At 59.7% G+C, this 15,763-nt stretch carries 10 protein-coding genes, 4 tRNA genes and 1 pseudogene; 7 read left to right on the top strand and 8 right to left on the bottom strand.

Features of this window, described 5'->3' with window-relative positions; genetic code table 11:
- Positions 1-250: 250 nt before the first annotated feature.
- The gene (locus AB4N76_RS22730; protein ID WP_460163551.1) at positions 251-2,059 is read left to right on the top strand and encodes a di-heme-cytochrome C peroxidase; all 1,809 of its coding nucleotides are present in this window, start codon (positions 251-253) and stop codon (positions 2,057-2,059) included.
- Positions 2,056-3,189, top strand: a complete 1,134-nt coding sequence (locus AB4N76_RS22725; RefSeq protein ID WP_046032935.1) for a catalase family protein — start codon at positions 2,056-2,058, stop codon at positions 3,187-3,189. The genes AB4N76_RS22730 and AB4N76_RS22725 overlap by 4 nt, the downstream gene beginning before the upstream one ends.
- 146 nt (positions 3,190-3,335) lie before the next feature.
- On the opposite strand, the gene AB4N76_RS22720 is transcribed toward AB4N76_RS22725, so the two are convergent.
- The 4 genes from AB4N76_RS22720 to AB4N76_RS22705 all read right to left on the bottom strand — a co-directional run bounded on the left by AB4N76_RS22720 (position 3,336) and on the right by AB4N76_RS22705 (position 3,877).
- Positions 3,336-3,412 (bottom strand) — tRNA-Asp (locus AB4N76_RS22720).
- Positions 3,413-3,430: 18 nt separating this feature from the next.
- Positions 3,431-3,506 (bottom strand) — tRNA-Val (locus AB4N76_RS22715).
- Between the two features lie 199 nt (positions 3,507-3,705).
- Positions 3,706-3,782 (bottom strand) — tRNA-Asp (locus AB4N76_RS22710).
- A gap of 19 nt (positions 3,783-3,801) precedes the next feature.
- Positions 3,802-3,877 (bottom strand) — tRNA-Val (locus AB4N76_RS22705).
- 161 nt (positions 3,878-4,038) lie between these two features.
- Between AB4N76_RS22705 and rdgC the strand changes: the two genes are divergently transcribed.
- From rdgC to sugE, 3 genes are all read left to right on the top strand, one after another.
- Entirely contained in the window at positions 4,039-4,959 is a 921-nt protein-coding gene (gene rdgC, locus AB4N76_RS22700; protein WP_046032934.1) for a recombination-associated protein RdgC, read from the top strand.
- 175 nt (positions 4,960-5,134) lie between these two features.
- Entirely contained in the window at positions 5,135-6,100 is a 966-nt protein-coding gene (locus AB4N76_RS22695; RefSeq protein ID WP_460163550.1) for a bile acid:sodium symporter family protein, read from the top strand.
- Between the two features lie 118 nt (positions 6,101-6,218).
- Positions 6,219-6,533: a quaternary ammonium compound efflux SMR transporter SugE gene (gene sugE, locus AB4N76_RS22690; RefSeq protein ID WP_027922462.1), complete on the top strand. Its 315-nt coding sequence runs from the start codon at positions 6,219-6,221 to the stop codon at positions 6,531-6,533.
- A 124-nt stretch (positions 6,534-6,657) separates the two neighbouring features.
- On the opposite strand, the pseudogene AB4N76_RS22685 reads toward sugE, so the two are convergent.
- The 4 genes and pseudogenes from AB4N76_RS22685 to AB4N76_RS22670 form a co-directional block, all read right to left on the bottom strand.
- Positions 6,658-8,533 (bottom strand): annotated as a pseudogene (locus AB4N76_RS22685) (MFS transporter).
- A 98-nt stretch (positions 8,534-8,631) separates the two neighbouring features.
- Complete coding sequence (locus tag AB4N76_RS22680; RefSeq protein ID WP_460163549.1) at positions 8,632-9,783, bottom strand: TDT family transporter; 1,152 nt, start codon at positions 9,781-9,783, stop codon at positions 8,632-8,634.
- A gap of 105 nt (positions 9,784-9,888) precedes the next feature.
- Entirely contained in the window at positions 9,889-10,200 is a 312-nt protein-coding gene (locus AB4N76_RS22675; protein ID WP_046032930.1) for a cupin domain-containing protein, read from the bottom strand.
- A 42-nt stretch (positions 10,201-10,242) separates the two neighbouring features.
- A complete protein-coding gene (locus tag AB4N76_RS22670; RefSeq protein ID WP_460163548.1) occupies positions 10,243-11,436 on the bottom strand; it encodes an MFS transporter in 1,194 nt (397 codons plus the stop codon).
- A 149-nt stretch (positions 11,437-11,585) separates the two neighbouring features.
- On the opposite strand from AB4N76_RS22670, the gene AB4N76_RS22665 reads away from it, so the two are divergent.
- Positions 11,586-12,122 carry a TetR/AcrR family transcriptional regulator gene (locus tag AB4N76_RS22665; protein WP_046032928.1) on the top strand — a complete coding sequence of 179 codons (537 nt, stop codon included), beginning with the start codon at positions 11,586-11,588 and terminating at the stop codon, positions 12,120-12,122.
- Between the two features lie 153 nt (positions 12,123-12,275).
- Complete coding sequence (locus tag AB4N76_RS22660; RefSeq protein WP_460163547.1) at positions 12,276-15,746, top strand: hybrid sensor histidine kinase/response regulator; 3,471 nt, start codon at positions 12,276-12,278, stop codon at positions 15,744-15,746.
- Positions 15,747-15,763: the final 17 nt, after the last annotated feature.

The raw sequence follows: 15,763 nt of genomic DNA, 5'->3' as shown, positions 1-15,763 counted from the left end.
GCGCCTAAAGGGCAATCGAGTAAAGCCGCGAGCTTATCAGGCGGCCACGACCAATGGCTACCGGCATGAGAGCGGGAAACTTCTGATAAGTTCAGGTGTTTTAACCCATTTGAGCAATGGGATGATGAAGCTTCTGTCATCTGACTCCTACAGACACTGATCCCGGATCCCATAACATGGCGTAATGGCCACTTGCCGCACCTCAGACACTGAGGCATAAGAGAGCTACAACTCGACAAGGAAGTTCATCTTGCGCCTCTTATCTCGCCTCTTAATGCTGGTCGCTGTATTGCTGGGTCTTGGCCTGACCGTAGCGTTGTACTACGTCGCCAACCCCAAGTTACCGAGCTGGTCGCCCGCTCAACAGGTGCATTACCTGGAGCAATGGAGCGCAGCGGACCGCCAGACTTACTATTTCACCCCTCAAGGCACTCAGGTCAAAGGCTTGCACTATGACTGGTTCAACGCCCTCGAGCTGCCCTTCTCGCAGCAACGATTCGCTTCGCCGGACTACCTCGCACGCTTTGGTTTCCTGATCGACCCTGGCCTGAAAGCCACACCCGACAACCCCGGCAATCTGCCCGTCGGGTTTGCCCGTCACAAAAACCCCGGCAGTCAGGACGAGTTTCTCGACATCACGTGCGCGGCCTGCCACACGGGCGAATTGCGCTTCAAAGGCCAGGCGATTCGCATTGACGGTGGCTCGGCACAGCATGTGTTGCCTTCCAGTGTGCCTACATTGAAAGGGGGTAGTTTCGGACAAGCGCTGGTCGCCAGTCTGACCTCGACTTACCTCAACCCCTGGAAATTCGAGCGCTTCGCCCGCAACGTGCTGGGCGAGGACTACGACGCCCGACATCAACAGCTGCGCAATGACTTCAGGGCGTCTCTCCTGACCTTCGTCAAAGTTGCCTGGAACGACACCCACCGTGGGCTCTACCCCACCGAGGAAGGACCGGGCCGCACCGACGCCTTCGGGCGCATCGCCAATGCGGCCTTCGGCGATGCGATTTCCGCCGACAACTACCGCGTGGCTAACGCCCCGGTGGACTACCCGCAGCTGTGGGACATGTGGACGTTCAATTGGGTGCAATGGAACGGTTCGGCGCAACAACCCATGGCCCGCAACATCGGCGAATCGTTGGGCGTGGGCGCCACCCTGAGCTTCTTCGATGCCAGCGGCCAGCCGCTTAAAGGCGATGAGCGCTACCCGTCGAGTGTCCGACTGCGCGACCTGCACCATATCGAACAAACCCTGCAACGACTCAAACCACCGGCCTGGCCTGAAGCACTGCTCGGCGCAGTCGACAAGCCCCTGGCCGCCAAGGGTCGCGAGTTGTTCAGTGAAAATTGCGCCGGTTGCCATATACCGCGCTCGGTCGAAAGTGACGGACGCTGGGTGCAGCATCTGAAAATGCTGCCGGTGGATGTCATTGGCACAGACCCGGGGGCCGCCAACAACATTGCCGACCATCGTTTTAACTTGAGCGCCTTGCAATGGGATGTGACTGAGCTGAAACAACTGGACGTTCACCTACAGCCGACACCCACTGAACCGCTGGACTTGAGCAAGCTGTCGTCGGCCAAAGGGTTGGCCTACATCACCGCTTTCGTCGGCAACCGCGCCTACCGCGACGCGAAAATTCCCACGGCGGAACAACCTGCCATGAATGGTTTCGGCCTGCCGATTGGTGTGCGGGAATTGCGCGCCTACAAGGCACGACCGTTGGCGGGTGTCTGGGCGACGGCGCCCTTTCTGCACAACGGCTCAGTACCGAGCATTTATCAATTGCTCTCGCCTCAGGATGAACGCGCCACCACCTTCTATAAAGGTACGTTCGAGTACGACCCCCAACACCTTGGTTATCGCACCGAGGCCTTTACCGATGGCTTTGTGTTCGACACACGCATCACCGGCAATCACAACAGCGGCCACGAGTTCCGTGCCGGCCAGCGCGGCAATGGCGTGATTGGTCGTCTGCTGCTGCCAGAGGAACGCTGGGCGCTGCTGGAATACCTGAAAGTATTGGGCGGCCCGCTGGAGACACAATTGCCATGAGCACACTTTGGATGCGCTTGGGCGCTTTCCTCGGCAAAACCCTTCTGTGGCTGCTGGGTCTTGGCGTGCTCGCCTGGGCGCTGGCCACGGCATGGTTTGCCTGGCAGCACAGTGGCCCGGTTTCGGCAGATGAATTGATTCCGGAAGGCGAAGCCGCAATGACCCAGGACGTGATTCAGACGGCCGTGCGCATTGTCGATCAACACCGCGAGCCCACCCGCTACCTGCGCGACGCCCATGCCAAGGCGCATGGCTGCGTGAAAGCCGACGTTCAGGTGTTGCCGGACCTGGCTGGAGAGATGCGCCAAGGTGTGTTCAGCGAGCCCGGCAAAACCTGGCAAGCGACGATGCGCCTGTCCAACGGCAATGCGTATCCGCAGTTCGACAGTATTCGCGATGCCCGGGGCATGGCGATCAAATTGCTTGATGTGCCTGGTAAACAACTGCTCGCCGACCAACAGCGTCGCGCCGAACAGGACTTCGTGATGTTCAGTCACCCGAATTTTTTCGTCAGCGATGTCGCCGAGTATCGTCAGAATGTGGCGGCTCAGGCTGACGGCAAGAAGCTGATGGCGTTTTTTCCGGGTTGGGACCCGCGCAGTTGGCAAGTTCGCCATCTGTTTATCGCGTTGGCGACCTTGTCGCCTGCTCCGGAAAGTCCAACCCGGACCACCTACTTTTCGGTGTCGCCCTACAAGTTTGGTGAAGCCAATGCCAAGTTCCGGGTGATACCGGACCCGGATAGCTGCCCGGCCTACACCCTGCCCGCGCAAAACCAGAAATTGCCGAACTTTCTGCGCAACGCGCTGAACCAGCAATTATCTACGGATCGGGTGCCGGCCTGTTTCGTCTTGCAGATTCAGCGCCAGGACCCAAGCCACTACATGCCCATCGAAGACACCAGCATCGAATGGAGTGAAAACGAGGCGCCGTTCCAGACCGTGGCGCGGATCAAAGTCCCCGCGCAGGACTTCGACACGCCAGCGCTGAACCTGCAATGCGACAACCAGTCGTTCAATCCGTGGTTTGGCCTGGAGGCTCATCGGCCGATTGGCGGCATCAACCGTCTGCGTAAGGCGGTGTATGAAGCCGTGAGCGACTACCGGCACAGTCGCAACGCTCAGCAATAAGCCGATAGAAACGAAAAAAGCGACCCGTACAGGTCGCTTTTTTTGTGGAGGCCCGGCAATTGCCAAACCCCGGACAGCAAAAAAGCCCGCATTAAGCGGGCTTTCTGTGTGGTGACCTGGCGTTCAGTGTTCCAGGTTACCGAATATGGCGCAGCGGACGGGACTCGAACCCGCGACCCCCGGCGTGACAGGCCGGTATTCTAACCGACTGAACTACCGCTGCGCGTAGCGTTGAAAGTAATGGTGGGTGATGACGGGATCGAACCGCCGACATTCTGCTTGTAAGGCAGACGCTCTCCCAGCTGAGCTAATCACCCTTTACCTTCGTTGCGGGGCACATTATGCCACAGGTTTTCGTAAAGTGTTGATTTAATTGAATAATTTTTCAAATAAATCTGAAAACCAGTGAAACGACGCAACCCACAGGAACAACATGCAAACTTCAGACAGAAAAAAACCCGCGTTAGCGGGCTTTTCCGTGGTGACCTGGCGCTCAGCGTTCCAGGTTACCGAATATGGCGCAGCGGACGGGACTCGAACCCGCGACCCCCGGCGTGACAGGCCGGTATTCTAACCGACTGAACTACCGCTGCGCGTAACACTGAATGCGAATGGTGGGTGATGACGGGATCGAACCGCCGACATTCTGCTTGTAAGGCAGACGCTCTCCCAGCTGAGCTAATCACCCTTCACGTTCGGTGTGGCGCGCATTCTACGGAGCGACCTCACCTCTGGCAAGCACTTTTTTAAATAATTTTCTCAGGCCTTCCAAAGGCTTAGCGAAGGGTTGGCCTATGGCGCCGCTAAGAGAATAATGCCCACCTTTGTATATAAGGAGAGACTTACCCCATGTGGTTCAAAAACCTGCTTATCTATCGCCTGACCCAAGATCTGCCTGTTGATGCCGAGGCGTTGGAAACTGCACTGGCCACCAAACTGGCGCGTCCATGTGCAAGCCAGGAGTTGACCACCTACGGTTTCGTCGCGCCATTCGGTAAAGGCGAAGATGCGCCGCTGGTTCACGTCAGCGGCGACTTCCTGCTGGTCTCGGCGCGTAAAGAAGAACGCATTTTGCCGGGCAGCGTCGTGCGCGACGCTGTGAAGGAAAAGGTCGACGAGATCGAAGCCGAGCAAATGCGCAAGGTCTACAAAAAGGAACGCGACCAGATCAAGGATGAAATCATCCAGGCTTTCCTGCCTCGTGCCTTTATTCGCCGCTCCTCGACGTTCGCCGCCATTGCACCGAAGCAGGGCCTGATCCTCGTCAACTCGGCCAGCCCGAAACGTGCCGAAGACCTGCTGTCCACCCTGCGCGAAGTGATCGGCACCCTGCCAGTACGTCCACTGACCGTAAAAATGTCGCCGACCGCCACCATGACCGAATGGGTCACCACGCAGAAAGCGGCGGACGATTTCTTCGTGCTGGACGAATGCGAGCTGCGTGATACCCACGAAGACGGCGGCATCGTGCGCTGCAAGCGTCAAGACCTGACCAGCGAAGAAATCCAGCTGCACCTGAGCACCGGCAAAGTGGTCACTCAGTTGTCGCTGGCCTGGCAGGACAAACTGTCTTTCGTGCTCGACGACAAGATGGTGGTCAAGCGCCTGAAGTTCGAAGACCTGCTGCAAGACCAGGCCGAACAGGACGGCGGCGAAGAGGCCCTGGGTCAACTGGACGCCAGTTTCACGTTGATGATGCTGACTTTCGGTGACTTCCTGCCGGCACTGGTAGAAGCGCTGGGCGGCGAAGAGACGCCGCAGGGGATCTGATAACAACCGGTTTCTACTAATGAAACCGAACTAATTGTGGGAGCCGGGCTTGCCCGCGATGGCGATCAGTCAGCTATCAATCGGCTGACTGATACACCGCTATCGCGGGCAAGCCCGGCTCTCACAATGATTGAATTCCACCCTGGGATTGCTACTGAATAATAAGGATCAAGCCATGCGCGCACTGGCTGCATTGAGTCGTTTTGTCGGCAACACTTTTGCTTACTGGGTACTGATTTTTGCAGTCGTGGCGTTCCTGCAACCGGCCTGGTTCATCGGCCTCAAAGGCGCGATCGTGCCGCTGCTGGGGTTGGTGATGTTCGGCATGGGCCTGACCCTCAAACTTGAAGACTTCGCCGAAGTCGCCCGCCATCCGTGGCGCGTGGCCTTGGGCGTGGTTGCCCATTTCGTGATCATGCCCGGTGTGGCGTGGTTGCTCTGCCAGGCGTTCCACCTGCCACCGGATATCGCCGTCGGCGTTATCCTGGTCGGTTGCTGCCCAAGCGGTACCTCGTCGAACGTGATGACCTGGCTGGCGCGCGGCGATCTGGCGCTGTCGGTGGCCATCGCCGCCGTCACCACCCTCCTCGCCCCACTGCTGACCCCGACACTGATCTGGCTGCTGGCGTCGGCCTGGTTGCCGGTGTCCTTCATGGAGCTGTTCTGGTCGATTCTGCAAGTGGTGCTGTTGCCGATCATTCTTGGCGTGGTGGCTCAACGCGTGCTCGGCGCCAAGGTGCGTCATGCCGAGGAAGTCTTGCCGCTGATTTCGGTGGTGAGCATCGTGATCATCGTCACCGCCGTGGTGGCCGCCAGCCAGGCGAAGATCGCCGAGTCCGGCCTGCTGATCATGGCGGTGGTGATGCTGCACAACAGCTTCGGGTATCTGCTGGGTTACTTCACCGGGCGCCTGTTCAAGCTACCACTGGCGCAACGCAAATCCCTCGCGCTGGAAGTCGGCATGCAAAACTCTGGTTTGGGCGCTGCGTTGGCCAGTGCCCACTTCTCCCCGCTGGCGGCGGTGCCGAGCGCTTTGTTCAGCGTGTGGCACAACATTTCCGGGGCGTTGCTCTCAACGTATTTCCGTCGCATGAGCGAGAAAGAAGATCGAAAACTGGCGGCACAGCCCGTCGCCGACTGAGCCACAACTTGATCCCCGGATTAATGATTGGCACTCTATGGCGCATTGCGAGGACGACCTCGCGGCTCGATCGAGTCATTAATCTGGGGACGACCCCGTCAATCGATGGAGGTCTTTCATGTCCTGGATCATCCTGTTTTTCGCCGGCCTGTTCGAAGTCGGCTGGGCCGTCGGCCTGAAGTACACCGACGGTTTCAGCCGCCCCCTGCCCACCGCTTTGACCGTTGCAGCCATGGCCATCAGCCTTGGCTTGCTGGGCCTTGCCATGAAGGAATTGCCGCTGGGTACGGCCTATGCGATCTGGACGGGCGTGGGTGCCGTGGGCACGGTGATCGCGGGGATCATTCTGTTTGGTGAGTCGATGGCGTTGTTTCGGCTGGCCAGTGTGGCGTTGATCATTGCCGGGTTGGTTGGGCTCAAGGTTAGCGCCTAGGCCACTGACGCCATCGCGGGCAAGCCCGGCTCCCACAGGGTCCTTGGAGCGCCTAAAATCTGTGGCACAACACAAAACCTGTGGGAGCCGGGCTTGCCCGCGATGAGGCCCACACAAACTCCAACTATCTAACGGTGCCGCGCAACTCGCCGACCATCGCCTGCAACGCCGCCGGCTGCGCCGCCTCGACCGCCACAGCAGGCCCCGCCACCAACGTCACCCGCGACCACAACCGGCGAAACAACCCCTTGCCCGGATCACGGCTGAAGAAACTCCCCCCACAAGCCCTGCAACGCCAGCGGAATCACCGGCACCGGTGTCTCTTCGAGAATCCGCGTCAACCCGCCCTTGAATTCGTTGATCTCCCCATCCGCAGTCAATTTGCCTTCCGGGAAGATGCACACCAACTCGCCATCCTTCAGATACTGCGCTATCCGCTTGAAGGCTCTTTCGTAGATTTGAATGTCTTCCTGACGACCCGCTATGGGAATTGTCCCGGCCGTGCGGAAGATAAAGTTCAGCACCGGCAAGTTGTAGATTTTGTAATACATCACAAAGCGAATCGGCCGACGCACTGCGCCGCCGATCAGAAGTGCATCGACAAAGGACACGTGATTGCACACCAGCAACGCCGCGCCCTCATCGGGAATCAGATCAAGATTGCGATGCTCCACGCGGTACATGGAGTGACTGAGCAACCAGATCATGAAACGCATGCTGAATTCGGGGACGATTTTGAAGATGTAGGCGTTGACGCCGATGTTCAGCAGCGACACCACCAGGAACAGCTGCGGAATCGACAGTTTGACCATGCTCAACAACACGATCGAGACAATCGCCGACACCACCATAAACAGCGCGTTGAGAATGTTGTTGGCGGCAATCACTCGTGCCCGTTCATTCTCGGCGGTGCGCGACTGGATCAGCGCATACAGCGGCACGATGTAGAAACCGCCGAAGATCCCCAGACCCAGGATGTCGATCAGCACCAGCCAGGTGTGGCCAAACCCGAGGATTTCGACCCAGCCATGGCCCGTCACGCTGTCCGCAATTCCACCGGAATGCCACCACAGCAGCAGGCCAAACACGGTCAGGCCAAACGAGCCGAACGGCACCAGGCCTATCTCGACTTTGCGCCCGGAGAGCTTTTCGCACAGCATCGAGCCGAGCGCGATACCGACCGAAAACACCGTCAGAATCAGGGTCACCACGGTTTCGTCGCCGTGCATCCATTCCTTGGCATAGGCCGGGATTTGCGTCAGATAAATCGCCCCGACAAACCAGAACCACGAGTTGCCGACGATCGAACGCGACACTGCCGGGGTCTGCCCCAGGCCCAGTTTCAAGGTGGCCCAGGATTGACTGAAGATGTTCCAGTTCAGGCGCATTTGCGGTGAAGCCGCCGCCGCCCGTGGAATGCTGCGACTGGCCAGGTAACCGAGCACCGCAACGCCAATGATCGCGCTGGAGACGATCGGCGCGTAGTGACTGGACGACATCATGATGCCAGCGCCGATGGTCCCGGCGAGAATGGCCAGGAAGGTCCCCATTTCCACCAGCCCGTTACCGCCGACCAGTTCTTCTTCGCGCAGGGCCTGGGGCAAGATCGAGTATTTCACCGGCCCGAACAGCGCCGAGTGGGTGCCCATGGCAAACAGCGCGACCAGCATCAATGACAGATGATCGAAGAGAAAGCCGACTGCGCCGACCGCCATGATGACGATTTCGCCGAGCTTGATCAGACGGATCAAACGGTCCTTGGCGAACTTCTCGCCGAACTGCCCGGCCAGCGCCGAAAACAGAAAAAACGGAAGGATGAACAACAGCGCACAGAGGTTGACGTAGATCGAGCGGTCACCGTCGATGGTCAGTTTGTACAAAATGGCCAGGATCAACGACTGCTTGAAGATATTGTCGTTGAACGCCCCGAGGGACTGCGTCACGAAAAACGGCAGGAAACGCCGGGTGCGGAGCAAGGTGAACTGTGAGGGGTGACTCATCTTCCATGTGTCCCTGATGTTAGGTAGCGAGTGGCGTGGATACGGTTATTGGAATGTCGAACGTCGATCCAGGCCACACATTACCTAATCTTGGCAGGTTATTTCTTTAATCCTGCAATGCATGGCGAGACAAACAGCTCACCGCGCCAGGCGCCTTTCAGCGTGCGTTGGGCAACGATCATCCACATCACCATCAGCAGGGCCACCAGCACGCAGCCAAAGACACTGAAGAACGTCAGGTTCAAGGTGCTGGCCAGTTTCAACGTCGTCAGCGAGTAAACACCCAACGGGAAGGTAAACCCCCACCAGCCGAGGTTAAACGGAATGCCGTCGCGCAGGTAGCGCACGGTGATCAGCACCGCGATCAGCATCCACCACAAGCCAAGCCCCCACAGCGTGATCCCGGCCACCAGCCCCAGGCCGGCGGCGACTTCCCCTATGCCCGGCAGACCGTTGGCGGCGAAGATTGCCGGTGCGTCGGCCCCCAGCAGCAACATGCCCAGTGCCCCGGTACCAATCGGGCCCAGCGCCAGCCAGCTCGAAGCAGCCATGTTTTCGTGGGGCAGTTTATGCAGCGCCATGCGCAACAACAGGATCGTCAGAATGCTGAACGCGACCGGCAGGGAAAAGGCCCACAGCACGTAGCTCGTCACCAGCACCACCAGTTGCGAATGAGCGTCCACCAAGTGCGGCGCCAGCAAACCACCGCTGGCCGCCGCGACTTCTGCGGCCACCACCGGCAACAGCCAAACGGCGGTCATCTGGTCGATGCTGTGTTCCTGACGAGTGAACATCATGTAAGGAATCAGTACGCCGCACGCGAGCGACATCGCCACATCCAGCCACCAGAGCATTTCGGCGACATGAATCACACCGTCGCCCCAGCGCGGCAGGCCAAACACCAGGAAGCCATTGATGATGGTCGCGAGGCCCATCGGGATGGTGCCGAAAAACATCGACACGGTGGAGTGGCCGAAAATGCGCCGGGCTTCGTCGAAGAACAGTACCCAGCGGGCCGCGTACATGACGCTGAACAACACGAACAACAAAATATTGAACAGCCACAGGCCTTCGGCGAGCGCGCGCAAGCCGGGTATGGCGACGGGCAATTGCGCCAGCGCCAACGCGAGCACGCCGGTGCCCATGGTCGCGGCAAACCAGTTGGGTGTGAACTGACGGATGACTTCACGCGGGTGCTGCAAATGGCTTAAGGGTTTGAAACCGGTTTTGACGCTATTGGGGCATGTCATGGCGAACTCCTGTCCTCTGATGAGGTAGAGCCCATGGTAGAACCGAATAGAATATCTATATAACGGGTAATATCTCTAACTGTTATCTGTTTTGCAGATATAGAGTCAAATACTGCCTTCTGATTCGATCACCAATATCCGTGCCGCGCCCTGCGGATGGGCCACATGCTCGGTGCCGACGGACGCATAAAAAATGTCGCCGACGTCGAGCAGCGCTGCCTTCTCGATGCCCTCTTCGCGGTAACGCATCTGCACCTGCCCATCCAGCACCACGAACACTTCCTGGCCATCGTTGACGTGCCATTTATAAGGCTGATCGGTCCAGTGCAAACGCGTGGTGATGCCGTTCATGTTGGCGATGTCCAGCGCCCCCCAGGCACGGTCAGCGGTGAAGGATTTGCTGCGGATGATTTTCATCGGGGCGGTCCGTCGAATGAGTGGCGAGGCCTAGGCTAACGATCAACGCACATCAGCGCCACAGACTTTCAATGAGCGCTGAAGCATCAAGGCCAGTAACGCGCCAACGGACAACACAATCAAAATCAGGCCATACCCATCGGTTGTTGCGACCAACCCGAAGGCTCGGATCAGATTCCCCGCCAGCAACGATGGCAAACAGAACGCCAGGTAACTGAGCACATAAAACGCCGACATCAACCCTGCGCGCTCATGGGGCAAAGCCAACGGCACCAGACTGCGCACGCCCCCCAGAAAACCGGCACCGAAGCCACATCCAGCGACAAGCGTACCCAGGAAAAACAGCGACAGGCTGGCGCTGTGCACGCCCAGTAACACCAGGACAATGCCCATCGGCAGCAGACTCGCCCCCAACCGTAGCGCCAGGGCGGCAGGTCGATTGCGCAGGATGAAAATCATCAATGCCCCGGTGAGTGTCAGCGCGGCAACGGTCGAGCCGGCAATCAGGTTCGAGGTGGAACCGGTGGCCGCGCGTACCAACGAAGGCGCCAGGGACGCATAAAAACCACCGAGCGCCCACGTCGCGGTGTTGAGCGGCAACACCCGCCACAAGGTGGGGCGCGCCTGAACCGGCACATGCAGGGTCGGTCGCAATGACGCCCATGCCCCGGCCTGTCGCGAGACACTTTCCGGTAAACGCCAGCTGTACAACGCCTGCAACGCAAACAGAACCAGCAGCAGCCAGTAGGTCAAGTGCAGCGGCGCCGGGGCAAATTCTGCCAGTAAGCCGCAGCCCATACCGCCGAGGGCCATGCCGATCAACGGCGCAACGCTATTGATCAACGGCCCTTGCTGGCGGTCAGTGTCCAGCAGCGTGGCACTGAGCACCGCGGTTGCCATGCCGGTGGCAAACCCTTGCAGCACCCGCGCGCTGATCAGCCACGTGACGCTGTCAGCGTAGATAAACAGCAACATCGCCAGAGCATTCAGCACGACCGCGGTGAAAATCACCGGTTTGCGCCCGAGGTAATCCGACAGCGACCCGACCGTCAGCAGCGCGGCCAGCAGGCTCAAGGCATAGACGCCGAAAATCAGGGTCAGGGTGGCCGCCGAAAAATGCATCTGCTCCTGGTACAAGCGATACAACGGCGTCGGCGCCGTGGAAGCCGCCAGAAAACTGAGTAAAGTGATCGCCAGGAACCCCAGGCTGGCACGGTTTGAATGGGAACTGGACATCAGCACACTCCGCAAAAGCTAATTTTTTGCTTTTGCGGAGTGTTACCGACCAAGGCTTAAAGCAAATTCTTTGTGTTAAGGTCCGCTGCATGGCTTTACCACCGATGCCCACCTAGTCAGCGGGTTGCGGCGAGAACAGGAAACACGCAATGACAGGCCCCACTTTACGTCCCGGCGGCCGAAGCGCCCGGGTGCAGGAATCAATTCACAAAGCCGTGCACGCACTGCTCGAAGAGCAGGACCGCGCCAGCGTGACCGTGCCGCAAATCGCAGCGCGCGCAGGGGTTACGCCGTCCACCATCTATCGACGCTGGGGGGATTTGTCAGCGCTGCTGGCGGACGTCGCGCTCGCCCGTATGCAACCGGAAACCGAGTCGGCCAATACCGGCAGCCTCTCGGGTGATGTGCAGGCCTGGGCGGAACAGTATCTGGACGAGATGAGCTCCGAACCCGGTCGCAACATGCTGCGCGACGTGCAATCAAGCCTCAAACCCAGTTATTGCGCGACGATCATTGGCGGACAGTTACAGCTGATTCTGGATCGCTACCCGAATGAGCCCAAACCGGATGTCGATCGGTTGATCAACATGGTGGCGGCGCCCATTGTGTTTCGTATCCTGTTTGCGCAGGCGCCGCTGGAGGTTGAGGAGCTGCATCGGTTGATCGCGATTGCGTTGAACCAGTAAGGGCTTGCTCGCAAAGGGACCCGAAAAGACACCCTTGATCCCCCTGCGCCCCCGCGCCAAGTCTCGACCTTGGTCGACACTGACTAACCGGGGCGGTCGTGCGAGACTGTCTGACCGGGCGGGAGTCCCGGCTGTCTTTTGTCTGGAGTTCCCATGTCGCTGTCCAGCGGGCTGATCGCCGCCGTCGCCCTGGCCTATATGGCCATCATGTTCGCCATCGCCTTTTACGGTGACCGTCGCAGCACACCGTTGCCGCCGCGAGTGCGCGCCTGGGTGTACAGCCTGTCGCTGGCCGTTTATTGCACCAGTTGGACCTTCTTTGGCGCCGTGGGCCAGGCCGCGGAACAGCTCTGGTCGTTCCTGCCGATTTACCTCGGGCCGATCCTGCTGTTAGTGGGCGCGCCCTGGGTCCTGCAAAAAATGGTGATGATCAGCAAGCAGGAAAACATCACCTCCATCGCCGACTTTATCGCCGCCCGTTACGGCAAATCTCAGTCGTTGGCGGTGGTGGTGGCGCTGATTTGCCTGGTGGGCGTGCTGCCCTACATCGCGCTGCAGCTCAAGGGCATCGTGCTTGGCGTGAACCTGCTGATTGGCGCGGGCGCCGACGCCATGGGGGTTCGCGCTCAGGACACGGCGCTGATTGTGTCGCTGGTGCTGGCGCTGTTCACCATTGTCTTCGGTACCCGCAACCTCGATGCCACGGAACACCACCGTGGCATGGTGCTGGCGATTGCATTTGAATCACTGGTCAAGCTGTTCGCCTTTCTTGCCGTCGGCGCGTTCGTCACGTTTGGTCTGTACGACGGTTTCGACGATCTGTTCAACCAGGCCATGCTCGCACCGCGCCTGGAGCAATACTGGAAGGAAACCGTCAATTGGCCCTCGATGGTGGTGCAGACCGGCGTGGCGATGATGGCGATCATCTGCCTGCCCCGGCAGTTCCACGTGACGGTGGTGGAAAACATTGATCCTCAGGATCTGCGCCTGGCCAAATGGGTGTTCCCGGCCTACCTGGCGTTGGCTGCACTGTTTGTAGTACCCATCGCCCTCGCCGGCCAGATGCTGCTGCCCAGCTCGGTGTTGCCGGACTCCTTCGTCATCAGCCTGCCCCTGGCGCAGGCTCACCCCGCCCTTGCCTTGCTGGCGTTTATCGGTGGCGCTTCGGCGGCAACCGGCATGGTGATCGTCGCCAGCGTGGCACTGTCGACCATGGTGTCCAACGACATGCTGTTGCCATGGTTGCTGCGACGCAATAATGCCGAGCGGCCGTTCGAAGTGTTCCGCCAGTGGATGCTCTCGGTGCGCCGCGTGAGCATCGTGGTGATTTTGCTCCTGGCCTACGTCAGTTATCGCCTGCTGGGTTCGACCGCCAGCCTGGCAACCATCGGCCAGATTGCCTTTGCTGCCGTGACACAACTGGCACCGGCCATGCTCGGCGCGCTGTACTGGAAACAGGCCAACCGCCGCGGTGTATTTGCCGGCCTCGCTGCCGGGACATTCCTGTGGTTTTACACGCTGATCTTGCCGATTGCGGCCCGTGGCCTCGGCTGGCCGCTGGAGAGCTTTCCGGGCTTGGCCTGGTTGCACAGCAACCCGATGAACCTGCCGATCACCCCGCTAACCCAAGGCGTGGTGCTGTCGCTGGCCGGTAATTTCACGTTATTTGCCTGGGTGTCGGTGTTGTCGCGTACACGGGTGTCGGAGCACTGGCAGGCCGGTCGTTTCATCGGCCAGGAAATCAGCGCACGCCCCAGCGCCCGTTCGATGCTGGCGGTGCAGATCGACGATTTGCTGCAACTGGCGGCGCGTTTCGTCGGCGAAGAACGGGCGCGCCAGAGCTTCATCCGATTCGCCTACCGTCAGGGCAAAGGCTTCAACCCGAACCAAAACGCCGACAGTGAATGGATCGCCCACACCGAACGTTTGCTGGCGGGTGTACTCGGTGCCTCCTCGACACGCGCAGTGGTAAAAGCCGCCATCGAAGGTCGGGAAATGCAACTTGAAGACGTCGTGCGGATCGCCGACGAGGCGTCGGAAGTGCTGCAGTTCAACCGCGCCCTGCTGCAAGGCGCCATCGAAAACATTACCCAGGGCATCAGCGTGGTCGATCAGTCGCTGAAACTGGTGGCCTGGAACCGGCGCTATCTGGAGCTGTTCAATTACCCGGATGGACTGATCAGCGTCGGCCGGCCGATTGCCGACATCATTCGCTACAACGCCGAGCGCGGTTTATGCGGCCCCGGCGAAGCCGAGGTGCACGTTGCCCGCCGTCTGCACTGGATGCGCCAGGGTCGCGCCCATACCTCTGAACGGCTGTTCCCCAACGGGCGGGTAATCGAGCTGATCGGCAACCCGATGCCCGGTGGTGGTTTCGTCATGAGTTTCACCGACATCACCGCGTTCCGCGAAGCCGAACAGGCGCTGACCGAAGCCAACGAAGGCCTGGAGCAGCGGGTGACCGAGCGCACCCACGAGCTGTCGCAACTCAACGTCGCGTTGACCGAAGCCAAGGGCACCGCCGAGTCCGCCAACCAATCGAAAACCCGTTTTCTCGCAGCCGTCAGCCACGACTTGATGCAACCACTGAACGCCGCGCGCCTGTTCTCCGCCGCCCTGTCCCACCAGGACGATGGCTTGTCCGCTGAGGCACAGAAGCTGGTCCATCACCTGGACAGCTCATTGCGCTCTGCCGAAGATTTGATCAGTGACCTGCTGGACATTTCCCGTCTGGAAAACGGCAAGATCAACCCTGACATCAAGCCATTCGCGCTCAACGAACTGTTCGACACGCTCGGCGCCGAGTTCAAGGCGCAGGCTCAGGAACAAGGGCTGACGTTCAACGTTCGCAGTAGCACATTGCGGGTCGACAGCGACATCAAACTGCTGCGACGAATTCTGCAAAACTTCCTGACCAATGCATTTCGCTACGCCAAAGGGCCCGTGCTGCTCGGCGTTCGCCGGCGCAAGGGAGAGTTGTGCCTGGAGGTCTGGGATCGGGGACCGGGCATTGCGCCAGACAAGCTGCAGGTGATTTTCGAAGAATTCAAACGCCTCGACAGTCACCAGACTCGTGCCGAGAAAGGCCTGGGGCTGGGTCTGGCAATTGCCGATGGCCTGTGTCGCGTCTTGGGACACACGCTGCAAGTTCGCTCCTGGCCGGGGCGCGGCAGTGTGTTCAGTGTCAGCGTGCCGCTGGCCCGGGCGCAAACCGTCGTGGCGACACCGACCGCTGAACTCAACGGCCATGTGTTGAGCGGCGCGCAGGTGCTGTGCATCGATAATGAAGACAGCATCCTGATCGGCATGAACAGCCTGCTGACGCGCTGGGGTTGCCAGGTCTGGACCGCGCGCAATCGGGATGAATGCGCAGCGCTGCTCGAAGACGGTGTACGCCCGCAACTGGCGCTGGTGGACTACCACCTCGATCATGGCGACACCGGGACGGAGCTGATGGCGTGGCTGCGCACCCAAATGGGAGAGCCGGTGCCAGGCGTGGTGATCAGTGCCGATGGCCGGCCGGAGATGGTGGCACAAGTGCATGCGGCGGGGCTGGATTATTTGGCCAAACCGGTGAAACCGGCGGCGTTACGGGCGCTGCTGAGTCGGCATTTGCCGTTGTAGCGCGACAGGCCGCGCCC

This window comes from Pseudomonas sp. S2_F03 (genome assembly GCF_054668335.1).
The sequence above is the reverse complement of the archived record's forward strand: the minus strand, read 5'-3'. Positions and strand labels throughout refer to the sequence as shown.